Origin of the sequence: Sinosporangium album, from assembly GCF_900100605.1 — a bacterium.
In the GTDB taxonomy this organism is placed as follows: Bacteria; Actinomycetota; Actinomycetes; order Streptosporangiales; family Streptosporangiaceae; genus Sinosporangium; species Sinosporangium album.
The window spans coordinates 52821-74679 of sequence record NZ_FNCN01000018.1; the positions used below are offsets into that span (position 1 = coordinate 52821).

Here is a 21859-nt window from a genome sequence, read left to right on the forward strand (position 1 = left end):
GCGCCTCCCTCACCTGCGGATCGGCGCATCAGCGCAGGCGCGACTCGATCGCCTCGATGATCCGCGGACGCAGCTCCGACGCCCGGATGACGGCGTCGACCGACCCGACCTCGACCGCGCGGTGGATGTCGTGCACGCGGTCGAACTCCGCGGCCACCTCACCGAGCTTCTCCGCCCGCACCGACGAGCGCAGCTCGTCGAGCTCCGCGGCCAGCGCGGCGCGGTCGGCGCCGGAGGCCGCCGCCACGCGGGCCTCCGCATCGCGCACCCGCGGGTCGGCCGCAGTGCGGGCGTTGACCTCGCCGGAGAACACCACCGCCGCGGCGGGCGCGCCGCCCAGCACCGACGCGAACGAACCCTCCAGCGCCAGCACCGTCATGTTCGGGTTCAGCGCCTTGGAGAACACCACGAACGCGCCGCCGTGGTAGCGCGAGATCACACAGAACACGATCGGCCCGCGGAAGTTCACCACGGCCCGGCCGATCTCGGCGCCGTACTCCAACTGCAGCTTGCGCATCGACTCCGGCGACCCGTCGAACCCCGACAGGTTCGCCAGCACCACCAGCGGCCGGTTGCCGCTCGCCGCGTTGATCGCCCGCGCCGCCTTCTTCGACGACCGGGGGAACAGCGTGCCCGCCGTGTAGGTGTCCGGCCCGTCGGTGGGCGGGAAACCGCGCCTGGGCACCGCCCGCGACTCGATGCCGAGCAGGCTCACCGGGATCCCGCCCAGATGCACCTCCTGCACCACCGCGGTCTCCGCATCGGCCATGCCCGCCCAGCGCTCCAGCACCGGATGGTCCTGGTCGGACACCGCCCGCATCACCGTGCGGATGTCGAACGGCTTCTTGCGGTCCGGGTTCGCCTCCGCCGAGAAGATCTCCCCGACGGTGGCGAAGTCGCTGCCCGCCACGACATGCGGGAAGTCCGACACGTCCCGGTCGACCGGGTCGGTCGTCGCCGCCCGCCGCGGCGCCGCCTCCCCAGGAGCGACATACGTATGGTCGTAGTACGACATCAGCACATCCCGCGCGGCCCCCAGGTTCGGCGCCCAGTAATGCGCCTGCCCGTTGGGACCCATCACCCGGTCGTAGCCGCCGATACCGAAGTTGTCCTCCGCCGACACCCCGCCGGAGAAGTCCAGCGACTGCTTGCCGGTGAGCACCATCGCCGAATCCGGCGTCATCACCAGCACACCCTTGGTGTGCATCAGCATCGTCGCCTCGGCGTTCCAGTACGGCTGCGCCCCCACCGTGATGCCCGCCACCACGACGTTGACCTCGCCGCCGCCCTGGGTGAACTCCACGATCCGCTTGAGCGCCGCGGCCACCCAGTCCATGTTCTCGGTACCCGACTCCATGGAGATCCGGGCACCCGCCGACAGCGCATACCACTCCAGCGGCACCCGCATCCGCTCCGCCAGGTCCAGCGCCGCGATCACACGCCGGCACTCCGGCTCCGACAGCGCCCCCAGCGACTTCGTCGGATCGCCCAGCAGCACCACCCGCGTCACACCCCGCGGGTGCCGCTCGGTCGGCGTGCTCACCACCCCCGCCACCAGCGCCGCCGTGTTGAGCCCCTTCGGCCGGTCCACCGGCACCAGCACATGGTCCTCGTCCAGGTCGTGCTCGACGAAACGCCCCAGCAGACCCGTCAGCTCGTACGGATAGACCGTGTTGCGGCTGCTGGCCCGCAGCACCTTCTGCCGGTAGCCGTCCAGCGGCTCCACCGGCTCAGACGACGGCTCGCCCACGGTCAGCTCCGTGCCGCCGGCGGCGTCGAACGCGATCCGCACCGCGATCTTCGCCAGCTCGCCGGTCTCCCGGTCGCGCTGCCGCGCGATGAACAGGATCTCCTCCAGCCCCGCCCCCGCCGCCGTCGGCATCACCCGCCCGGCGATCATCTCCAGCTCCGCGCGGGTCAGGTCGCTCGGCGGCCACACGTAGATCACGATCCGGTTGGTGTTGAGCCGCCTGGCGGACGGCCGCCGCGACTGCGCGCGGCGGATCGAGTCCAGGCACGCCGCCACCGTGTCCTCGGCCGTCGGCAGCGCGACCAGCCTGCCGTCCTGCTCCCGCAGCTCGGTCAGGTCGCGCACCTGCGCGAACGCCACCAGCCGGTCGTCCGACGGGTTCTCCCGCGCCACGCACTGGAACAGGTACACCTCCTCGTCCGACGACGGCAGCCGCGTCAGGTCGAACCTGCCCAGCCGCTCCAGCTGCATCCGCTGCGCGATGAACGGGTGCAGGCCGCGGATCAGCCGCTCCTCGGCCATCCCCCCCGCGCCCTCCGTGCCCTCCGTACCCTCCGCGCCCTCGGCCGACGGGCGGAACGTGAAGTGGTGGTGCATCACCGCGCCGCCGCTGCCCGCGACCGTGGCCGTCAGCCTGCGCACCCCGCCCGGCAGCCGGTGCGCGCCCACCACCTCGTGCAGCGCGGCGGCCATCGCCTCGGAGTCCTCCGGCTGCCCCTCCCACGACAGGTAGATGTCGGCGTCGACGGCGTCCTCGCCGCCCGCCAGCTCCGCCAGCCCCCGCAGCACGGCGCCCAGCTCCTCAAAACCGACCGCCGACGACACCACGCACGCCCCCGCACGCCTGGCGGCCACGAACGTGCAGCCCGCGACCCTCTCGGTGCGGACATCGGTCAATCCCTTGTTGCCGTAGTAGCGCCGGGTCAGCACCTCAAGCATGACCGCGTTGTCCACATCGCCGCGGACGAGCCGCTGGCCGAGCAGCCGTACCAGCGGCTCGGTGGTGCGCACCATCTCGGCGATGCGCTCGGCGCGGTCCGCCGCGTCCGGGTGCGCGTCCAGATGCCGCAGGTGCCTGCGGACACTGGCGTAGACGCGGGCCCGGTTGCGGCGCAGCAGCGGCTGGCCGAACCAGGCGAACACCACGCCGCGCGCCAGGTCGGACACCACCGGGAAGCGGACCTGCGTCGCGGCCACCAGCCGCTCCAGCGCCAGACCGGTGGGCTCGCGCAGCGTCGCGTCCGGCGGCGGCTCCTGCAGCCACGCACGCAGCAGCGTGGTGACGACCGCCGCGTCGGCGGCGGCCCGCTGCTGGGCCAGGAAGATCCGGAACACCGCGGCCTCGAGCTCGGGGGAGTGCTCCAACCCTGCGACGCCGTAGTGCCCGAGCGCCTTGGCCAGCTTGGCCTGGAACGCCTCCGGCAGCCCGGCCCGCTCCACGTCCAGGCTCTGCAGGTAGGTGTGGAAGTACTCGCGGGCGCTGTGCACATGGCCCTCGCCGCCGCCGTCCTCACCCGCCGGCCGGTTGCGGCTCAACTCGGCCAGATCGGCGAACACCTCGACCAGCCCGAGCTCCTCGGCGAGCGGCAGCCGCCCCTCCTCGACGGCCGCCCTGCGCGCCGCCAGGTAGCCGCCCAGCACCCGCCCCTCGTCGTGCGGGTCCACGTCGAACCCCAGCAGCAGACTGCGCAGGTCCTGCAGGCCGCGCACGGTGCGCTCCCGCACCGGCGCCTGCCCGCGCGCGGCCGGCAGGTCCAGCTCCACCACCCCGGCGGCCGACGCCTCCTGCTCCTCGGCGCCGCCGTCGGCGAGCGGCTCCAGCCGCAGCAGCGGCGCGCCCGCCTCCACCTGGCTGCCCACCGACACGACGCATTCCTTCAGCCGCGCCTTGAACGGCGCCCGCAGCACCGTCTCCATCTTCATGCTCTCCAGCACCAGCACCGGAGCGCCCGCCTCGACCTCCGCCCCGACCGCCAGCGGCGTCGCCACCACCAGCGCCGGCGCGGGGGAGCGGACCACACCGCCCTCATCGCGGCTCACCCGGTGCGTCACACCGTCCACCTCCACCAGGTGGACCGGCCCGTGCGTGTGCGTGAGCAGGCGGTACCGGGCACCGTTCACCGTGATCTGCCCGGTGTGCCGGTCGAAACGCTCAAGATCCACGTCCGCCGTACGGGCGTCGCCACCCGCCTCGACCCCGACGCGGAACCGGTGCGCGCCGACCCGCGCGACACGCACCCGGTAGCCGTCGCCGCGCAGCTTCAGATCCAGCGGCCTGCCGCTCTCATGCCGCACCTGCGGACGCCCGCCGAACGCCGTCGACAGCAGCCGCCGCCGCTCGGCACGCTCCTCCTCCTCATAGCCCTCGATGGCCGCCGCCGCCAGCGCCACCCCCGAATGCCGGTGCGACACGAGCCTGCCCTCGCCCCGCACACGGTCGATCCAGCCGGTGTCCGCACTCGCGTCGATCACCTCGGGCTGGTCGAGCAGGTCCAGCACGAAACTCTTGTTCGTCGCACCGCCCTCGATGATCACCATCGTCTGCGCCATCGCCCGCCGCAGCCTGCCCAGCGCCTCATCCCGGTCACGCCCATAGGCGATGATCTTCGCGATCATCGAGTCGAAATCCGCCGGGATCACGTCGCCCTCGCTGACACCGGTGTCCACCCGGATGCCCGGCCCCGCCGGCAGATCCAGCCGCGCGATGCGCCCCGGCGAAGGAGCGAAGTCACGGTCGGGGTCCTCGGCGTTCAACCGCGCCTCGACCGCATGCCCCCGCTCCGCCGGAGGCTCCCCATCCAGCCTGCCGCCCGACGCCACCAGCAGCTGCGCCTTCACCAGATCGAACCCGGTGACAGCCTCGGTGATCGGATGCTCCACCTGCAGACGCGTGTTCACCTCAAGGAACGCGAACATCCCATCGCCCGGATGGTAGAGGAACTCGACCGTCGCCGCGCCGCGGTAGCCGACCGCCACCGCCAGCCGCTCGGCCGACGCCTTCAGCTCGGCCGCCTGCTCCGGGCTGAGCACCGGCGACGCCGACTCCTCGATCACCTTCTGGTTGCGCCGCTGCACCGAGCAGTCGCGGACGCCCAGCGCCCACGCGGTCCGGCCGTCGGCGATCACCTGCACCTCGACATGCCGGGCGCCGGTGACCATCCGCTCCAGGAACACGGTGCCGCTGCCGAACGCCCGCGCGGCCTCCTGGCTCGTACGCTCGTAGGCGTCGGCGAGCTCCTCCGCGTTCGCGATCACGCGGATGCCGCGACCGCCGCCGCCCGCCGTCGCCTTCAGCATCAGCGGATAGCCGATCCCGGCCGCCGCCGCCAACGCCGCCTCGACGCTCTCCACCGCGCCGCGGCTCCACGGCGCGACCGGCACCCCGACCTCCTCGGCGATCAGCTTGGCACCGATCTTGTCGCCGAGCTTGCGCATGGCCTCCGCGCTCGGGCCGACGAACGCCACCCCGATCTCCTCGCACAGCTCCGCGAACGCCGGATCCTCCGCGACGAACCCCCAGCCGACCCACGCCGCGTCGGCCTCGGTCTCCAGCAGCGCACGCCGCAGCGCCTTCAAATCGAGGTACGGCCGCGCCGACGCCGGACCGAGCTCATAAGCGATGTCGGCCTCACGCACGAACGTGGCCGCACGATCGACATCGGTGTGCAGGGCGACGGTCTCGATCCGTGTCCCGGTCTCGGCGGCGATGTCCCGTACAGCATGGATGAGCCGCATGGCGGCCTCACCACGGTTGACAATGGCGACACGACTGAACACCCGACCGAGCCCTCCTGTAGACCAACAATGAACGCTGCCGCGGCACAGCAGTCCGCGGCAGTGTTCACCTTTCCGTCTAGCGGCCGACGGCGCCATGTCGCAGACATCGCACACTGCGGGGCTCCAGTTGTGGGAAAACAACCAAAACCCGTCGGCAGGCCCCGCCCGCTGCTCACGAACCCCACACCGACCGACCACCGCGAACAGAAACCGGCCCGTTCACACGGAGGCCGCCGTGCGCCCATCCGCGGCACCGCACCGCACCGCACCGCACCGGGAAGAAACAGCTCAGGCAGGCCGTACCGCAAGCCACGACAGCGCCGCCGCCGTCATCGCCTCGACACCCGCCGCCAGCGTTGGGTCGAGAACAGGAGCGAAATACGGCGAATGATTGTTCGGGATGTCCTGGGCCACCCGGCCCGCCTTCTCCGCCAGCGCGTACGCCTCCGGATCACTGCCGCCGATCCACCAGAACACCGACGGGAACCCGCCCCGCCGCCCGAACACCCCGAAATCCTCGCTCCCGGTCACCGCCGGCACCTCCACCACCCGCTCCGGGCCGAACGCCTCCCGCAGCGCGGCAGCGACCCGCCCGGTCGCCTCCACGTCGTTCTCGACACGCTGGAAGCTGTACAGCGTGCTGATCTCGGGCCGTTCGGGAGCCCCGGCGGAGACCGCCTCACCCTCCAGCACCCGCTCCACCGCCGCCATGACCCGCTCCCGCACCGACGGCTCGAAGGTGCGGATGCTGAGCCGCAGCTCCGCCTCACCGGGGATGATGTTGGCCTTCGTCCCGGCCCGCATCGACCCGACCGTCACCACCGCCGTATCGGTGGGGGCGACCTCGCGCGACACGACCGTCTGCAGGCGCATGACGGCCGAGGCCGCCATCACCACCGGGTCGACGGTCGTCTCCGGCCGCGACCCGTGCCCGCCCCGGCCGATCAACCGCACCTTCAGCGAATCGCTGGCCGCCATCGCCACGCCCGGCCGGTACAGCACCGTGCCCGCAGGACCGGCGATCACGTGCTGGCCCAGTGCCACCACCGGCGTGCCGAACCGCTCGAACAGGCCGTCGTCGACCATCGCGTCGGCTCCCGCGCCGACCTCCTCCGCCGGCTGGAACACCAGCAGCACCGTGCCCGACCACGCATCCGGGTCGGCCGCCAGTACGGCGGTCGCCCCCAGCAGCCACACCACGTGCATGTCGTGGCCGCAGGCGTGCATCACCGGCACCGTCTGACCGTCGGCGTCGACCGCCGTCGCCACCGACCGGTACGGCAGGCCGGTGGCCTCGGCCACCGGCAGCGCGTCGAAGTCGGCCCGCAGCATCACCGTCGGCCCGTCCCCGTTGCGCAGCACACCGACCACCCCGGTGCGCCCCACACCCGTCGTCACCTCGCATCCGAGCGTGTCGAGCCACTCGGCGACCACCGCCGCGGTGCGGTGCTCGGCGAACGACAGCTCGGGATGCGCGTGCAGATCCTTGTAGAGCTCCACCAGCGCGGGCAGAAGCTCCGGCACATCGGGCAGCATGGCCCCCCCAATCGTGTACATGGAACGACCGAACAACTACCACGCGTATGGCCGCGCCGTACGCCGCTTTCAGAACCAGGGAAGACGCCGTAGAGCAAGCGGAAAGCGACGCTCCGCGACATGGTCAGGGGAATCCCCGCGGATACCCCTGACCACCGTCATGGGGGGAGTGGTGGGCGCCCGCCGATGCCCGCCGGCGGGCGCCTCCCGGGTCAGCGGCGGGCGAACAGCGGCTCCCACGCGCCCGGATTCTCGCTGTTCTCCCGGAAACCGGTCAGCGGCACCGCGGCCCGGCCGTCGGCGTCCACCAGCAGCAGGCGGTTGCGGAACTCGCTCACCCGGCAGTTGGCCGCGCCCTGCTGCTCGCACGCCCACGTGACCAGCTTGCCGTCGCCCGACCAGGCGACGGCCTGCTCGATCCAGTGGCCCGCCACCGGCTTGAGCGGCGTGACCGTACCCGAGGCGACGTCCTTCACCGCCACGACCGCGCCCCGGCCGGGGCTGTCGACCGCCAGCGACCGGCGCCCCGGCGACAGGCCCGCCTCCTGGTAGGTCTCGCCCTCGTGCGGCGGAGCCCCGTGCGGCCGGCCCTGCAGGTCGTAGAACAGCTTCGTCTGCTCGCTTGTAGGGCCCGGCTCCCAGATCAGGGTGCCGTCGCCGCTCCACCCCAGCATCGTGACGCCCATCTGGCCGGGGGCGGACTCCAGGGCGCGGAACCGCGCCTCACCGCTTCCCACGTCGACGACCGTGAAACCGGTCCGGACATGCTCCACGATCTCAGACGGCCCGCCCTCGTCCACCACACCCTGCTCGTAGGGGTTGGAGGCGAAACCCGTCAGCAGCAGCCTGCTCCCGTCGGGCGACCACTCGACCGTGGAGGCGGGGTGCTCCAGCTCGACCCACCTGACCCGCCCGGTCGGGCTCAGCACACCGACCCTGCTCGCCTGCTGCTCCTCCAGAACCGCCACGTGCCCGCCGGCTGCGACGTCGACCACCGCCCACGGCGTCTTCTCGTAGGCCGCCGCGGCCGGGTTGTACAGATACCAGGTGCGGCGGAACACCTGCCGGCTCTGCGAGACCTTCTCGTAGTCCCACACGGAGTACGCGTACATCGCCACCTCCGGCGTCGCCACCAGCCGGCTCGGCGGGGACGCGTCCGGATCGGCCGACACCTCCGCCGACGGCGGCAGCGCCACCGCCGGGCCGTCGGTGGTCAGGCCCTCACCCGCCAGCACGATCGCGGTCTGCTCACCGCCTCCCCGCAGCGCGCCGGGAACCGCCAGCGCGCCCACCACGACGGCCGCGGCGGCCCCTGCAATCACCGCGATCATCCTGGTACGGCGCCGCCGGCGCCCGCCGAGCGCCCGATCGGCCAGCCCCGACGGCGTGCGCGCCTCGTCGGCCCACCGATCGAGCTCCTCCCTCACCACGTCCTCAACGGTCATACCGATGCCTCCCCGATCACGTCGTACGGCTCGGCCAACTCCGGCGCCAGCGCCCGCAGCTTGGCCAGCGACCGGTGGGCCGTGCTGCGCACGGTCCCCACCGAGCAGCCCAGCACCGCCGCGGCCTCCGCCTCCGACAGGTCCTCGAAATAGCGCAGCACCAGCACGGCCCGCTGGCGCGGGGTCAACCTGGCCAGCGCCCGCCGTACAAGAAGCCGCACATCGACCGCATGCGTGCCGTCACCCACCGCCCCGTCCGGCAAGTGCGCCACCGCGGTCTCCCGGCTGCCCGCCACTCTGCGCCACAGCGACACCTGCTGCCGGTACATCACCTGACGTACATACGCCTCCGGCTCCTCCACCGCGCGCCACCTCGCCACCGTCCTGGCCAGCGCCGACTGCAGCAGATCCTCCGCCGCATGCTGGTCACCGCCGGTCAGCAGGAAGGCGAGGCGCATCAGCGCGGGGGAGCGCGCGGCCACGAAGTCGCGGAAACGTCGCTCTGCTGCGGCGTCCACGATCACCTCCACAGTTGGATTGTCCGCCCCTACAGACGCACCCGCCCCGCCCCCGCTATGCCGCCATTGCCACTGAACATGGGAACAGCCCGCCGCATATCATGTCTCCCGATATATAGTGGGCACATGAGCGAGCGAGCGATGACCGAACCCGCCTTCCTCGTCCTGACCGCCCTGGTCGACCGGCCCCGCCACGGCTACGGCATCGTCCAAGAGGTCGAACGCCTCTCCGAAGGCCGCGTCCACCTCAAAATCGGCACCCTGTACGGCGTGCTCGACCGCCTCGCCGGCGACCGCCTCGTCCAGCTCGACCGCGAGGAAGCCACCCAAGGCCGCCTCCGCCGCTACTACCGCATCACCGACGAAGGCGCCGAGGCGCTGCGCGCCGAAGCCGCACGCCTCGCCGACAACGCCCGACGCGCCACCGAAAGGCTCAGCGCCCGCCACGCCGGAGGCACCGCATGACCCTCCTCGAACAGCGCTACCGCCGCATCCTGCGCCTGCTCCCCGCCGCCTACCGCTCCGAACGCGAAGACGAGATGGTGGCCGCCTTCCTCGACGGCGCACACTCCACACACGACCGCGACAACCCCCGCCCCCGGCCCCGCGAAATCGCCTCCGTCGCAGCCCTCGCCGTACGGCTGCGCCTCGGCACCGACACCACCCGCCCCCGCGCCCACACCTGGGGCCGCGCCGTACGCACCGCAGCCCTCATCGGCCTCGGCTTCCACGCCGCGACAGAACTCCGCACCACCGCGGCCGTCCTCCTGGCCCCAGACCCGGCGGGGGAGACCCCGTGGCTGCCGCACCTCCTGCCCGGCCCGCTGTTCGCCGCCGCGTTCGCCCTGCTGTGCCTCGGCCGGATACGCGCCGCCAAGGCGGCGGCCCTCATCGGGCTCGTGCCGTACGGCGTGTGGGCCCTCCAGCACGCCTCCGCCCTCGTGCGGGCGCTCACCGCGCCCGGCGACCTCCCCGGCGTGAACCTGCCCCTCGACCTCGCGCCGCTGCTCACCCAGACCGCAGGGTTCGCGCTCGTCGCCGCCCTCGTGGCGGCCTATCACCGCGACGCCGACCCGCCCCGCACACCCCACTGGGTCGCCGCCGTGCCCCTCGCGGCGGCTGCCGCCCTCACCGCGGCCGACCGCGCCCTCACCCGCGCCCTCACCCAGGGGCTCCCCGACGGCGGCCCCGTGCCCGATGCCGTCCACTGGGCGGCGCTGTGGACCGACACCCCCGGCCTGGCCTGTACGGCGATCGCCGCCGCCGCAGCCGCCCACCTGCTCACCCGGCTCCGCACCCCGCACCCCGACGCCGCCCGGCCGCTCACCCTCGCCCTGCTGTCCCTGGCCGCCCTGCCCCTCGCCGCGGTCCGCATCGACCCCCACGCCGCCGACACCCTCGGCCAGGCCATGACCCTCACCGCCGCCGCCCAGACCGCGGCGCTCGCCCTCTGCGCCGCCGCCATGCTCACCGCCGGCCTGCGCTCCCTGCCCGCCGCCCCGCCCCACGCCCGGCCGCTCCCGGCGGCCTGACACCCGGCGAGCCCCGGCGGGCTACGGGACGTACTCGTAACCCGACCAGACACCGCCGCCGCGCCACGCCGACCCGTCCCAGACGTAGGGGTAGGCCATCGTGCCGTAGAAACCAGCCCCGCACGCCGCACCGCCGTAGTCGAAAACCTGGCTCGGGCCGTACGGCTCGCCCCCGCTCACACCGGTCGGGCCGTACGTCCACCCGGTGCTCCGGCACACCGCCCACGCCGACCCGTTCCACCGGTACACCTCCAGCCGCACCGCCGCCGAACCGTCCGGCTTCGTCACCCCGCCCCCGCACCCCCCGCTCAACGCATACGCGTTCGCATAAGCCAGATTGCCGGAGAAAGACCCCGGCCTGAAATGGTCGACACCCGCGTCACCGCGGACGCACAACCCCGCACCGCTGTAGACGGTGACCCCCCTGGCCCACGTCCACGCGTGCGCCGGATGCGACCACACCGCCGCCACCACCAGCGCGGCGCCCCCCGCCAGCACGAACCTCGCGGTGTTCTTCACCGTGGTGTTGGCGGGACCCGCCGCGGGATCCTCCACCATTCGACGTGACACGGCCACGTGCCCTCTCCGTTCAGCAGACGCCTGAAGTTCTCGAACCGGGGAGAGAACAGCCGCCGGCGCCCCTGTCACACCGGCGGTACGCGGCCGGCAGACCGGAAAGCCGCCCCACCGGCGGCCCCGGCCACGCCGAACCGCCAAGCTGGTACCCACACTGTGATCTTCGTCAAACCCCCTCCCCGGGCAACCTTCGGAAACCCGCCGCTGTTCAACGCCACCCGGTGCCGAGCAGCCGTTCCAGCTCGGCCTGCGTCTGGACCGGGTCGTAGCCGGGGACGGCCTCGCGCATGAGGTCGTGGGCGCGCCGCTGGGCGTCGGCGCCCGCCGCCCGCACCGCCGCGAGCGTCTCCTCGGCCAGGTCCTGGCTGCCCAGCCGCAGGGCGCGCCGGCCGTAGCGGACGTCGAGGACGCACCCGTCCGCGTCGACGGTCACCCGCACACGGCCCGACGGCCCCTCGCCGGCGCCGGTGACGGCCCGCAGCTCCTCCTGCGCCGACTCCAGCCAGGCCAGCATGCGCTCGCCCCGGCGGGCGGCCTCCTCCAGCTCCCGCTCGCTGATGTTGGCGGGGTCGATGTCCAACCCGAACACGCTTGGCCTCCTAGTAAAGGTCGTTGAGTGCCTGCTCGACCCGGGCGCGTACGAAGGTCTCGCCGAGCGGCAACGGCAGGGCCGCCGCGACGTCGCGCACCCCGTCGGCGATCTCCCGCGCCTGCCGCCCGGCGTCGTCCTGCGCGGCCCGCAGCACCTCGGCGACCTTCCTGCCGAGCGCGGCCTCGCCGAGCCGCCGCGCCCGCGGGTCGATGCGCAGGCGGGTCGGGGCGCCGCGGCCGTCGGCCAACGCCTCGATCAGCCCGTCGTCGCTGTTGGCGCGGCCCTGCACCTGGCCGATGGACGCCCGGGCGTCGTGCAGCGCGCGGATGGCGCGGCGGCTCCGGGTGACGTACTGGTGCAGGTACTCCGCGTCGTCCTCCGGCGCAGGTGAACGCATATCAACCTCTGTCAGTCAAGAGTGGATGATCGTTTCAGTGTAAATGTAACCGCGCGTCTCGCATGTCTGGATATGCTTCTTGATCATGACAGGATATGAGATCTACTCAGGAACGGTGGAACGCGGCGGCACGTACATCAGCGGCCACGGGGCGGACTACAACGCCTCGGTCATGCGGCTACGGCAACGGGGGAGCGGCACCCGCACCTTCGGCGGAGAGGGGCTGTTCGCCACCATCACAGGCGCCTACAACGAATGCCTGCAGGTCTCACTCGACGCGATGACGGGGATCGGCAGGGGGATCGCCGAGACCGGCGAGGGCCTGCGCACGGTGTCGAGGAACACCCGGGCCGCGGAGAGCGCCAACACCGACAACTTCACGAGCCCCGCATGGCGGTGACGCTCGACCCGCGGGTGTCGGACTTCCTCAACCTCATCGGCTTCCCCTGGCCGAACGACAACGAGGACGAGTGGCGCCTCGAGGCCAACGACTGGCGCGTCGTCCTCGCCGAATCGTCGGCCCAGGGCGCGGCGGCCGACGAGACGGTCCGCCGTACACAGCAGGCCTACCACGGCGACTCTGCCGCGCAGATGGCGACCCACTGGGACCGCGTCGGCGACGGCGGCGGCCACATCTCCCAGGCCACCTCCGCGGCCAAGCTCGCACCGGCCGTCCTCGACGGCACCGCGAACGTGGTCAGCGCGGTGAAACTCGCCGTGGGCACACAGGCCGCCTACGGACTGGCCACCACCACCCAGGCACTGCTGTTCGGCGGCGCAGCCGGCGGGATGCTCGCCCTCGCACGCATGCAGATGACCCGCCACGCCGTCGGCAAGGCGGCGCTCGAAGGCGCGGAAGGCACCGCCAGGGGACTGGCCCCGGTCCTGAGCGGCCGGGTGACCGACACCATGCGCCGCATCATGAAGGAGATGGAGAACCGGCCGCACGCCCGCGACGGCATGCTCCAGATCCGGCGCAGGCGCGGAGGCGGAGGCGGAGGCGGCAACAGCGGGAAAGGCGGCGGCTACGACCCGAACGCCCCGGCGAGCTATGACGCCGCCGCGCAGCGGATGCACGGCAAGTTGCCCAACAGCGGCGACGTGAGCAATATGACACCCGAGCAGGCGAGCCAGGCGGCGGCAAAAGTCAAGGACAGCATCCTCACCCGGAAGATGAACGAGGCCCGTCTCGGCCGGGACTCCGGACACGCGGCGCGGCTGAAGCAGGAGCAGGAGCTCCTGGCCGAGCTCGAACGCAAGGCCAAAGAGGGGAGATAACGCGAGATGCAGACACACACGGGCGACGACCTGATGGCGCGCATCCTCGCCCGCCCCGCCGACGACGAGGTCCTCGGGCAGGCGGCCAACGACCTGCTCAACGAGCTGTTCGGCGGCTACCCCGTCGAGAACCTCCGCACCCTGCTGCACAGCCGCGACGACGACGCCGTGCAGACCGGGGCCTGGCTGCTGGCGGAGCTGGGTGAGCAGGCCGCGCCGCTGCTGGACGAGGTCCCCGGCCTGCTGGCCCACCCGCGGCGCCAGGTGCGGTTCTTCGCCGTCGAGTTCGTGCTGCTCGCCGCGGACGAACGGCACGCCGGCATCATCGCCCAGGCCCTCACCCTGAGCCGGGCCTCCGATACCGCCATCCGGTGGAAGGTCCTGCACTTCCTGGCCATGGCCTCGACCGAGCAGCTCACGGCCGGGCTGTCACGGCTGGCCGACCCCGAGATCGGGCGGCTCACGGCCGCGCTCGCCGCCTCGGACACCGACGACCCCGACCCGGGCGAGGTCGTCGCCGGGATGGAAGGCGACGACCCGGTGGTCCGGCTGTTCGCCGCGGCGATCGCCGCGCGCATGGCCGAGGACGACCCGGCGCTGCTGCGCCACGCCGCCAGGGTCCGCGACGAGGAGATCAGTTCGTTCGCACAGTGGCAGCTCAGCAGGTTCGAGGAGTAGCGCCCCCGGTGGGGCAGGCCGTCAACGGCCGCCCCACCGCTCCGCGACCGGCTCCGACAGCCGGACGACGGCCGGCCCGAGGGCGAGTACGGCACAGCCGCACATGACCGCGAGCCCCGCCACGGCCGACCCGGCGGTCTCGACGGCGCCCCCCAGTGATGGACCGTCCCGTCAGGCTCCAGGGCGGCTGCGACGTCGTCGTACTTCCACGCGCCACCCGGCATGACACCACGGGGGAGAGGCCGCCCAGGAGAGCGGCCGCACACCACCCCGTCGTGTAGAACAAGGATTGCCACCGCCCACAGCGGACGCGGCCCGCGCCGTACGGAAGGAAGCACATGAACGCCGACACCGTCGTCTACCCGCTGCTGAAGTACGTCGTACTCGGGCCCGCCATGCGCGTCGCGTTCCGCCCCGCGGTCCACGGCCTCCACCACGTGCCCCGCACCGGCCCCGTCATCCTCGCCGCCAACCACCTCGCCGTCTGCGACTCCTTCGTCCTACCGCTCATGATGCCCCGCCAGGTCTTCTTCCTCGGCAAACAGGAATACTTCACCCGACCCGGCATCCACGGACGCGCCATGGCCGCCTTCTTCCGCTCCGCCGGCGCCATCGCCGTCGACCGGTCCGGCGGACGCGCCGCCCTCGCCGCCCTCAAGGAGTGCCGCCGCGTCCTGGAACGCGGCGACGTGCTCGCCCTCCACCCCGAAGGCACCCGCTCCCCGGACGGCCGCCTCTACCGGGGCCGCACCGGCACCGCCCGCCTCGCCCTCCAGACCGGCGCCCCCGTGGTCCCCGTCGCCCTGGAGGGCACCGACCGCGCCCAGCCGCCCGGCACCGCCGTTCCCCGCCCCGCCCGCGTCACCATCCGCATCGGCCCCGCGATGACGTTCGCCGACCACGGCACACGGACACACCGCGACGTCACCCGCACCGTCACCGACCAGATCATGCAGGCCATCCAGAAACTCTCCGGCCAGGAATACGTCGACGAATACGCCGTCCCCGCCGCCCGGCGCTGACCCTCACCGCGCCGCGTCCTGCCCCGCCGGCCGCACCACCAGCTCGTTGACGTCCACACCCTCCGGCTGCGTCAACGCGAACAGCACGGCCCGCGCCACATCACCCGGCGCGAGCGCCGGCTCCGCCTCCCGGCCGGGGGAGCGGCCCCCCGCCTCCACCAGCCCCGGATGCACCGCAGTCACCCGCACCCCCGACCCGACCGCCGCGGCCCGCAGCGACGCCGCCAGCGCGGCGACGGCCCACTTGGTCGCCGAGTACAGGCTGCCCGGCACCGTCACCCGCCCCGCCACCGAACCGGTCAGCACCAGGTGGCCGCGGGAGGCGGCCAGCAGCGGCCACAGGGCGTGGGCCGTCACAGCGGTGCCGTACACGTTGGTGAGGACCATCTCGCGCCACTCGCCGGGGATCGCGCCGCCGCCGAGCAGGGGAGCGGAGGCGAACACGCCCGCGTTGGCGAACACCGCGTCCACCCCGCCGAAGGCGCCCGCCGCGCGCTCCGCCAGCGCCGCCACCTGCGCGTCGTCGGTGACGTCGCACGGTACGGCGACGGTCCGCGAGGGCCCGCCCAGCTCCTCGGCCAGGGAGCGCAGGGGAGCGGGGCTGCGGGCGGAAAGGACGAGGCGGTAGCCGTACGCGGCGGCGAGCCTGGCGGTCGCGGCGCCGATGCCGGTGGAGGCGCCGGTGATGAGGAGGACTGGTCCGTGCACGGAAGATCATTATCGCGGACCCGGGGCGAACGACACAAGAATCCGGACAAAGTAGACATATATTCGCGGGGAGCGGCATGGAAAAGCGCGGCGAACCCGGGGGAGCGGCCCCGCACGGGTGCGGCGCGCCGCGTACCCCGCGGAAAAACCGGTGTCGCCGGCAGCGGCCCCAGCCGTACCGTCGAGCGGTGAACACAACAGACGACCACTTCGGAGAACGCGTCGCGGCGGCCTACGACGACGCGGAGGCGGAGATGTTCCACCCGGACGCCGTCGGCCCCGCGGTCGACCTGCTGGCCGGGCTCGCCGCCGGAGGCCGCGCCCTGGAACTCGGCATCGGCACGGGACGCCTCGCCCTGCCGCTGGCGCGCCGAGGCGTGCCCGTCCACGGCATCGACCTGTCGCGGGCGATGGTCACCAGGCTGCGCGCCAAACCCGGCGGCGAGGCGATCGGGGTGACGGTCGGCGACTTCGCCACGACCCGCGTGGACGGAGAGTTCACGGTGGCGTACCTCGTCTTCAACACCATCATGAACCTGACGACGCAGGCCGCGCAGGTGGCCTGCTTCCGCAACGCCGCCGCGCACCTCGCGCCCGGCGGACGGTTCGTCGTCGAGGTCATGGTCCCCGAGCTGCGGAAACTGCCGCCCGGGCAGAACGCCGTTCCGTTCCACGCGAGCGCGACGCGGTGGGCGTTCGACGTGTACGACGTCGCCACCCAGGCCATGAGCTCCAACTACGTCGACGTCGACGGCGGGCGCGGCGACTACAGGTCGATCCCGTTCAGGTACGTGTGGCCGTCCGAGCTGGACCTGATGGCCGAGCTCGCGGGGATGCGCCTGAGCGGGCGCTGGGACGGGTGGACGCGGGAGCCGTTCACGAGCGAGAGCAGCCGGCACGTGTCGGTCTGGGAGAAACCGGCCTGAACGACGTGATCAACAGCCGAAGATCACGATCCACCTGAAGATCGACGGCGTGGGTCGCGTACGGCGGAGCCGTACGCGACCGGCCAGGTCCGAGTCGACGACGCGACGACGCGCCTCGGACGCCGGGACGCGTCCGCCACACGGGAGGGCAGCGGCACGTACGAACGGCACACGAACAGCACACCAACGGCCCGGAGACCTGCCCCTTTTGTGAGGAAAAATCGCGCCTTGCTATACCAAACAGAATTCAGCTTCTGTCTGGTATGGCATATTTCAGCGGGCAGAGGAGGCTTCTGCCGTACCCGTGTGGCCATGTTCGAGAATGTGGCGCCGACCCCACTCGCCGAGCGGCACCAGAGCCTCGTTGAGCGAGACGCCACGCGGCGTCAGCGAGTACTCGACGCGCGGCGGCACCTCGTCGTAGACCTCGCGGTGCACGATGCCGTCCACCTCGAGCTCGCGAAGCTGGGCGGCGAGCACCTTCTCGGTCACCCCCGGCAGCATCCTGCGCAACTCCCCAAATCTGGACACATGCTCACCAAGTGCCCAGAGGATCAGCACCTTCCACTTGCCGCCGATCACGTCCATCGCCGCGTCCGTCCCGCAGTGATACGCCCCCGGCCTCCGCGTCGCCGCCATGCCCCCGCCTTCCACCTGGTCGCTCACCCCCGGGTAACCACCCACTTCGAAGTGCGTACTTGTCCACGCCGGGGCCTGCGACCAGCCTAATCGGCATGACCGACATGACCGACTACTCCGCTCAGTCCACCTCTCTCACCCTCCTTGGCCTCGGCGCCATGGGCACCGCACTGGCCCACGCATGGCTCGCCGCCGGGCACCCCCTCACCGTGTGGAACCGTACGGCTGCCCGCGCCGAACCGCTCGCCGCCCGAGGGGCCTCCGTCGCCGCCACCGCGGCCGAGGCGGTCGCCGCCAACCGCCTCGTGGTGCTGTGCCTGCTCGACGACGACTCCGTCGGCGAAACCCTGGACGGCGTGGACCTCACCGGCAAAGACGTCGTCAACCTGACCACCGGCACTCCCGGCCAGTCCCGCGCCCTTGCCCAGCGGGCCGCCGACCGCGGTGCCCGCCTCCTGGACGGCGGGATCATGGCGGTCCCGCCGATGATCGGGGTGGCGAACTCGGGCGGCTACGTCTTCTACAGCGGCTCCCGGTCACTGTTCGACACCCACAGCCGCGTCCTCGCCGTCCCCACCGCCACCAGATACGTCGGCGAAGACCCCGGCCATGCCGCCCTGTACGACGTGGCGCTGCTGAGCGCGATGACCGGGATGTTCGCCGGCGTCTCCCACGCATTCGCCCTCATCCGCGGCGAGGACATCCCGCCCAAGGACTTCGCTCACCTGCTCGCAGGCTGGCTCACCGCCATGGCCTCCTCCGTTTACGGCATGGCCGGCCAGCTCGAAAGCGGCGACTACACCACCGGTGTCGCCTCCAACCTCGCCATGCAGGTCGCCGGCAGTGCGACCCTGCTGCGCACCGCCGAGGAACAGGGCGTAAGCCCTGAGCTCCTCTCCCCCTACATGGCCTTGATGGAGCGCCGTGTGGCCGAAGGCCACGGCGACGAGGGCGGCGCCGGCATCGTGGACCTCCTCACCCGGCGGTGACCGGAGGCCTGGGCGCGCCTCTCCCCCGCACCGCCCTGGCGATCTGAGCGCTTCTTCGGGCGGGACACGGGACCGATGCCGCCTCTCCCCCTCTCTTCGCTGTAGCGGCGTGCGGGGACAGCCGCGGGTTTCCGCGGCGCGGGGTGTGGGGATGAATGGGCGTTAACCAGTTGATCTGGTAGGAAAGCCACTCAGGACGGTATCGGTCGCCTGGAGTGTGGTGGCCTCGTGGGAGGCGGTTGCGGGGTCTTCGTCGTCACGTATGGCGGAGCGCTTGCGCTTCCGCCTCGCCTGCCGCGCCGGTGGGCGTCCACGCGCGTGTCCGCGGCATTCCCGGCGTTCGTGCGGCACTCGGCCCGTACGGTCCGTCCTGGTATCTATCTGATACGGCGTGTCTGTCTGTTGCGTGTCTGTCTGTTGCGGCGCCGCGGCCTCGGTGCTGTGCCGTACGCCGCCGTGCCGTTGCGGCGAGGCAACGGCATTTTGGGCTATGGGCACGTAGGTGTCGGTGCAGTGAGGCAGGGTCCGAGTATTCGGCGAGGAGGGCGGACCCCGGTGACACCTCGTGTCAGGTCGGCCTTAGAAGCTGAGCGCCGTCTTGACGAGTTGGGTGAGGTCGCCGATCTGCGTCGCCACCGCATCCAGTCGGGTGTTCAGCATCTCCTGTTGGGCGGCCAGCGTCTTCTGATATGCGGCCATTGAGAGCTGGCCTGCCTGCAGGTTGTCCACCTGTAGGGCGAGACCCGCCTGGCCCGATTGCAGGTCGCTGACACTTGCCTGCAGGTTGTCGACCTTCGTATAGAGGTCGTCGACCTTCGCCGAGAGGTCGTCGACCCGTGTGGTCAGGTTCGCTTGTCCTGCCTGCAGGTCCCCTACCTGAGCCGCCAGCTTGGCCTGGCCGTCTTCCAGGTTGGCCACTTGGAAGATCAGTTTCGACTGTCCCTCTTCCAGGTTGGCCACTCGGGTGATGAGCTTGGCCTGGCCGTCCTCGAGGTTTGCCACCTGAGCCACAAGTTTGGCCTGGCCGTCTGCCAGATTGGCCACACGTCGGCCGAGGCCCTCGGTCGTGCTCCTGATCGCTTTGACGTCTCGCCGCAGCGCGGTGAGGTTTTCCGAATGCGCCTCCAACTGCCCGGGCCCCGCCCAGGTCTCGATCACGTGCACCCGCTCCTCCAGTTTGACGAACTCTTCGCGTGTGACTGTCACACGTTCTCCTTGCTTGATGCCATGGGTGGTTCCGCCACCCTCGGCCCGCACGCAGAGAGAACCTACCAACCCCTCCCGCGACACGCCCAAGCAACACGTATCCCCAGGTCACATGCACTGCATTGCCCGATGATGCGCGTTATGTCAAGCAGCTTTATCCTGTGCGTGGTCGCGGCGCTGGCGGCGGCCACCGCCACTCCCGCGCTGTTCAGCCTCGCCGCCCAGCTCGCACCACCGGAGCGGCTCGGCCTCTACGTCGCGGCCGTGGCGTTCGGGGTGACCGGAGCGATCGCGCTCGGCGTGCCGGCCGGAACCTGGATCGGCGGTGCCCTGGGCTGGCGCGCGGGGGACCCTGTTCGCGCTCTCGGGCGTCGCGGGCATGGCGGGCATGGCGGGCATCTGGGCTGGTGGGCTCGCCACCGATAAGTGGGGCCCGGACCGCACCCGGGCGGCGGGCATCGGCGTGTTCGCCCTGACCATGGTCGGCTGGCGGCGCTGTGGACGGCCCGCCCGGTGCCCATCGCGGCGCTGCTGCCAGTGGTGGCGCTGCAGGGCGCCGCCGCGTTCTGGACCGCGCCGGCGATCCAGGCGCGGCTGCACCGGCTCGCCGGCGCCGCACTCCCCCGCCGCGCACCGCCCCCGGGTGGGCGTCCCCCCACAGTTGGGTGCTCTGGGTAGCGTCATGTACTAGACATGTGGTGCTGTTGGCCGTGGTGGTACACCGTACGTCACCGAGGAAGGCCTCTAGGTGGACAACCCGGATCCGCTCGACACCTCCGGTCCCGCTACCCCCGGGGCCGGGCCCACCGGTTCCCTGACCCGCCTGCCCGCGCTCCCCGCTCGGGCGCAGGCGCCCGTGCCGGACCCCTCCACCGGCCACACGGGCGCGCCGGCCCCACCCCGCCGCCGGCAGGCCTCCGCGGGCCGCGTACGCACACCACTGGACGTCCACCGCGTCCCGGCCGCCGGCCGGGACGCGCAGTGAGAACGGGCCCCGGGCCGTGAGCCGCCGGGGGACCGGCCACGGCCCGGCCGCTCCCCCGGCACCTTCGAAACGCGTTCCAACGAGCTCAGGAGGTGACACGTGGACAACAAGGCCGACACGCCCGTCCCCCGCAGGAGGGAGCGCAGGCCGCGGTTCATGGATTGGCGGGAGGAGGTCGCCGCCGACAAGGAACGCCGCGCTGAAGCGGGCCGCAGGCGCGACCTCGCGATGCTGCGCCGCCGCAGACTCAACCTTCCGTAGGTCCACGAGATCTTCACGGTGAAGCCCCGTGCGCGCCGCGGGGCTGGTACGGCGGGAGCCTCGCCTGACCGGGCTCCCGCCGTACCGTCTCTGCCGGGGCGGGTCAGGGTTTGCGGCCGACGCCGCCGACCTGGCCGATGGGCTCGGGCGCGTGCGGCGCCGGGTCGGGGCGCCACAGCGGCACCGACACCACGCCGGGGGCGAGCAGTTCCAGGCCGTCGAAGAACCCGGCGATCTCGTCGTGGTCGCGCAGCACGTAGGGGATCGCGCCGGACTCGTTGTAGTTGTCCTGCGCCTCCTCGTAGGCGTCGCCGCCGCCGGTGTCCTCGGCGGCGGGGGCCGCAGGGGCGGCGAGGCCGTCGTTGAGGGACAGGTAGCTGCCGGACGGCAGGCCGGAAAGCAGCGCCGACACGATGGACCTGGCCTGCCGGTAGTCGCCGATGTGCCCGGTGACGCCGCTGAGGATCAGCGCGACCGGGCGGCGCAGATCGAGCGTCTCGGTGGCACGCTCCAGGATCGCGGCCGGGTCGTGCAGGTCGGCGTCGATGTAGCTGGTGACGCCTTCGGCGCTGCTGGTGAGCAGCGCACGGGCGTGCACCAGCACCAGCGGATCGTTGTCGACGTAGACGATGCGCGACTCCGGCGCGACACGCTGAGCGATCTCATGCGTGTTGTCGACGGTGGGCAGGCCGGTGCCGACGTCGAGGAACTGCCGCACGCCGGCCTCCCCGGCCAGGTGCCGGATCGTACGGGCGAGGAATGCGCGGGAATGGCGGGCGATGTCGACGATGCCGGGGAAGACGGCGGTGTAGGCGTCGCCGGCCTCCCGGTCGACGGGATAGTTGTCCTTGCCGCCCAGCCAGTAGTTCCAGATGCGTGCCGAATGCGGCACCGAGGTGTCGATCTCGGGGACGCGGGGCGAATCGTGGCCGGGGGCGGGTGAGCTCTGCGCCAAGGGGGGCCTCTCGTGCTCTTGCTGTCAGGGGGCGGCGGCAGGCCGTCGCCGCACACACAACCTAACCCCCCGCGCCCCCTTCCCGATCA

The 21859-nt window shown here is 72.3% G+C and carries 22 protein-coding genes; 11 read left to right on the forward strand and 11 right to left on the reverse strand.

The genetic code is table 11. The annotated features are described in order from the left end of the window. Positions 1-28: 28 nt before the first annotated feature. The 4 genes from BLQ73_RS19085 to BLQ73_RS19100 all read right to left on the reverse strand — a co-directional run bounded on the left by BLQ73_RS19085 (position 29) and on the right by BLQ73_RS19100 (position 9038). Positions 29-5527, reverse strand: coding sequence for an ATP-binding protein (locus BLQ73_RS19085; protein ID WP_093171833.1), 5499 nt, complete (start codon positions 5525-5527; stop codon positions 29-31). A 288-nt stretch (positions 5528-5815) separates the two neighbouring features. Continuing rightward, positions 5816-7084 carry an amidohydrolase gene (locus BLQ73_RS19090; protein WP_093171834.1) on the reverse strand — a complete coding sequence of 423 codons (1269 nt, stop codon included), beginning with the start codon at positions 7082-7084 and terminating at the stop codon, positions 5816-5818. 191 nt (positions 7085-7275) lie between these two features. Further along, complete coding sequence (locus BLQ73_RS19095; protein WP_093171835.1) at positions 7276-8508, reverse strand: hypothetical protein; 1233 nt, start codon at positions 8506-8508, stop codon at positions 7276-7278. Continuing rightward, on the reverse strand, positions 8505-9038 hold the full coding sequence (locus BLQ73_RS19100) for a SigE family RNA polymerase sigma factor (RefSeq protein ID WP_275936300.1): 534 nt from the start codon (positions 9036-9038) through the stop codon (positions 8505-8507). The genes BLQ73_RS19095 and BLQ73_RS19100 overlap by 4 nt, the downstream gene beginning before the upstream one ends. 114 nt (positions 9039-9152) lie before the next feature. On the opposite strand from BLQ73_RS19100, the gene BLQ73_RS19105 reads away from it, so the two are divergent. Continuing rightward, positions 9153-9491: a PadR family transcriptional regulator gene (locus tag BLQ73_RS19105; RefSeq protein WP_245691191.1), complete on the forward strand. Its 339-nt coding sequence runs from the start codon at positions 9153-9155 to the stop codon at positions 9489-9491. Then, on the forward strand, positions 9488-10558 hold the full coding sequence (locus BLQ73_RS19110) for a hypothetical protein (protein ID WP_093171837.1): 1071 nt from the start codon (positions 9488-9490) through the stop codon (positions 10556-10558). Before BLQ73_RS19105 ends, BLQ73_RS19110 begins: the two co-directional genes overlap by 4 nt. Positions 10559-10579: 21 nt before the next feature. On the opposite strand, the gene BLQ73_RS19115 is transcribed toward BLQ73_RS19110, so the two are convergent. The 3 genes from BLQ73_RS19115 to BLQ73_RS19125 all read right to left on the reverse strand — a co-directional run bounded on the left by BLQ73_RS19115 (position 10580) and on the right by BLQ73_RS19125 (position 12123). Beyond that, positions 10580-11134: a hypothetical protein gene (locus BLQ73_RS19115; RefSeq protein WP_143020331.1), complete on the reverse strand. Its 555-nt coding sequence runs from the start codon at positions 11132-11134 to the stop codon at positions 10580-10582. 208 nt (positions 11135-11342) lie between these two features. After that, on the reverse strand, positions 11343-11723 hold the full coding sequence (locus BLQ73_RS19120; protein WP_093171839.1) for a YbaB/EbfC family nucleoid-associated protein: 381 nt from the start codon (positions 11721-11723) through the stop codon (positions 11343-11345). Positions 11724-11733: 10 nt separating this feature from the next. Further along, a complete protein-coding gene (locus BLQ73_RS19125; protein ID WP_093171840.1) occupies positions 11734-12123 on the reverse strand; it encodes a YbaB/EbfC family nucleoid-associated protein in 390 nt (129 codons plus the stop codon). A gap of 85 nt (positions 12124-12208) precedes the next feature. Here BLQ73_RS19125 and BLQ73_RS19130 point away from each other — a divergent pair, with 85 nt between their 5' ends. The 4 genes from BLQ73_RS19130 to BLQ73_RS19145 all read left to right on the forward strand — a co-directional run bounded on the left by BLQ73_RS19130 (position 12209) and on the right by BLQ73_RS19145 (position 15101). After that, positions 12209-12523, forward strand: coding sequence for a hypothetical protein (locus BLQ73_RS19130; protein WP_143020332.1), 315 nt, complete (start codon positions 12209-12211; stop codon positions 12521-12523). Beyond that, positions 12514-13401: a WXG100-like domain-containing protein gene (locus BLQ73_RS19135; protein WP_093171842.1), complete on the forward strand. Its 888-nt coding sequence runs from the start codon at positions 12514-12516 to the stop codon at positions 13399-13401. The genes BLQ73_RS19130 and BLQ73_RS19135 overlap by 10 nt, the downstream gene beginning before the upstream one ends. 6 nt (positions 13402-13407) lie before the next feature. Further along, on the forward strand, positions 13408-14079 hold the full coding sequence (locus tag BLQ73_RS19140) for a hypothetical protein (RefSeq protein ID WP_093171843.1): 672 nt from the start codon (positions 13408-13410) through the stop codon (positions 14077-14079). Between the two features lie 338 nt (positions 14080-14417). Further along, positions 14418-15101, forward strand: a complete 684-nt coding sequence (locus BLQ73_RS19145; RefSeq protein ID WP_093171844.1) for a lysophospholipid acyltransferase family protein — start codon at positions 14418-14420, stop codon at positions 15099-15101. Positions 15102-15104: 3 nt separating this feature from the next. Here BLQ73_RS19145 and BLQ73_RS19150 read toward each other — a convergent pair whose 3' ends face one another. Next, positions 15105-15809, reverse strand: coding sequence for an SDR family oxidoreductase (locus BLQ73_RS19150; protein WP_093171845.1), 705 nt, complete (start codon positions 15807-15809; stop codon positions 15105-15107). A 254-nt stretch (positions 15810-16063) separates the two neighbouring features. Between BLQ73_RS19150 and BLQ73_RS19155 the strand changes: the two genes are divergently transcribed. After that, entirely contained in the window at positions 16064-16735 is a 672-nt protein-coding gene (locus BLQ73_RS19155) for a class I SAM-dependent methyltransferase (RefSeq protein WP_420820023.1), read from the forward strand. A 273-nt stretch (positions 16736-17008) separates the two neighbouring features. Here BLQ73_RS19155 and BLQ73_RS19160 read toward each other — a convergent pair whose 3' ends face one another. Further along, positions 17009-17374 carry a winged helix-turn-helix transcriptional regulator gene (locus BLQ73_RS19160; RefSeq protein WP_093171897.1) on the reverse strand — a complete coding sequence of 122 codons (366 nt, stop codon included), beginning with the start codon at positions 17372-17374 and terminating at the stop codon, positions 17009-17011. Positions 17375-17478: 104 nt separating this feature from the next. On the opposite strand from BLQ73_RS19160, the gene BLQ73_RS19165 reads away from it, so the two are divergent. Continuing rightward, the gene (locus BLQ73_RS19165) at positions 17479-18363 is read left to right on the forward strand and encodes an NAD(P)-dependent oxidoreductase (RefSeq protein ID WP_093171847.1); all 885 of its coding nucleotides are present in this window, start codon (positions 17479-17481) and stop codon (positions 18361-18363) included. Positions 18364-18942: 579 nt separating this feature from the next. Here BLQ73_RS19165 and BLQ73_RS19170 read toward each other — a convergent pair. Next, positions 18943-19569: a hypothetical protein gene (locus BLQ73_RS19170; protein WP_093171848.1), complete on the reverse strand. Its 627-nt coding sequence runs from the start codon at positions 19567-19569 to the stop codon at positions 18943-18945. A 141-nt stretch (positions 19570-19710) separates the two neighbouring features. Between BLQ73_RS19170 and BLQ73_RS19175 the strand changes: the two genes are divergently transcribed. From BLQ73_RS19175 to BLQ73_RS32540, 3 genes are all read left to right on the forward strand, one after another. Beyond that, positions 19711-19995: an MFS transporter gene (locus tag BLQ73_RS19175; protein WP_143020333.1), complete on the forward strand. Its 285-nt coding sequence runs from the start codon at positions 19711-19713 to the stop codon at positions 19993-19995. Between the two features lie 322 nt (positions 19996-20317). Beyond that, positions 20318-20554, forward strand: coding sequence for a hypothetical protein (locus BLQ73_RS19180; RefSeq protein WP_093171850.1), 237 nt, complete (start codon positions 20318-20320; stop codon positions 20552-20554). Positions 20555-20653: 99 nt separating this feature from the next. Then, positions 20654-20815: a hypothetical protein gene (locus tag BLQ73_RS32540; protein WP_176955545.1), complete on the forward strand. Its 162-nt coding sequence runs from the start codon at positions 20654-20656 to the stop codon at positions 20813-20815. Between the two features lie 103 nt (positions 20816-20918). On the opposite strand, the gene BLQ73_RS19185 is transcribed toward BLQ73_RS32540, so the two are convergent. Next, complete coding sequence (locus BLQ73_RS19185; RefSeq protein WP_093171851.1) at positions 20919-21770, reverse strand: SAM-dependent methyltransferase; 852 nt, start codon at positions 21768-21770, stop codon at positions 20919-20921. Positions 21771-21859 lie beyond the last annotated feature (89 nt).

Coding starts and splice junctions, on each gene's coding strand:
- BLQ73_RS19140 (WP_093171843.1), top strand. CDS start 13,408: ATGCAGACACACACGGGCGACGACCTGATGGCGCGCATCCTCGCCCGC.
- BLQ73_RS19145 (WP_093171844.1), top strand. CDS start 14,418: ATGAACGCCGACACCGTCGTCTACCCGCTGCTGAAGTACGTCGTACTC.
- BLQ73_RS19125 (WP_093171840.1), bottom strand. CDS start 12,123: ATGCGTTCACCTGCGCCGGAGGACGACGCGGAGTACCTGCACCAGTAC.
- BLQ73_RS19165 (WP_093171847.1), top strand. CDS start 17,479: ATGACCGACTACTCCGCTCAGTCCACCTCTCTCACCCTCCTTGGCCTC.
- BLQ73_RS19155 (WP_420820023.1), top strand. CDS start 16,064: ATGTTCCACCCGGACGCCGTCGGCCCCGCGGTCGACCTGCTGGCCGGG.
- BLQ73_RS19175 (WP_143020333.1), top strand. CDS start 19,711: ATGTCAAGCAGCTTTATCCTGTGCGTGGTCGCGGCGCTGGCGGCGGCC.
- BLQ73_RS19090 (WP_093171834.1), bottom strand. CDS start 7,084: ATGTACACGATTGGGGGGGCCATGCTGCCCGATGTGCCGGAGCTTCTG.
- BLQ73_RS19095 (WP_093171835.1), bottom strand. CDS start 8,508: ATGACCGTTGAGGACGTGGTGAGGGAGGAGCTCGATCGGTGGGCCGAC.
- BLQ73_RS19160 (WP_093171897.1), bottom strand. CDS start 17,374: ATGGCGGCGACGCGGAGGCCGGGGGCGTATCACTGCGGGACGGACGCG.
- BLQ73_RS19135 (WP_093171842.1), top strand. CDS start 12,514: ATGGCGGTGACGCTCGACCCGCGGGTGTCGGACTTCCTCAACCTCATC.
- BLQ73_RS19105 (WP_245691191.1), top strand. CDS start 9,153: ATGAGCGAGCGAGCGATGACCGAACCCGCCTTCCTCGTCCTGACCGCC.
- BLQ73_RS19130 (WP_143020332.1), top strand. CDS start 12,209: ATGACAGGATATGAGATCTACTCAGGAACGGTGGAACGCGGCGGCACG.
- BLQ73_RS19110 (WP_093171837.1), top strand. CDS start 9,488: ATGACCCTCCTCGAACAGCGCTACCGCCGCATCCTGCGCCTGCTCCCC.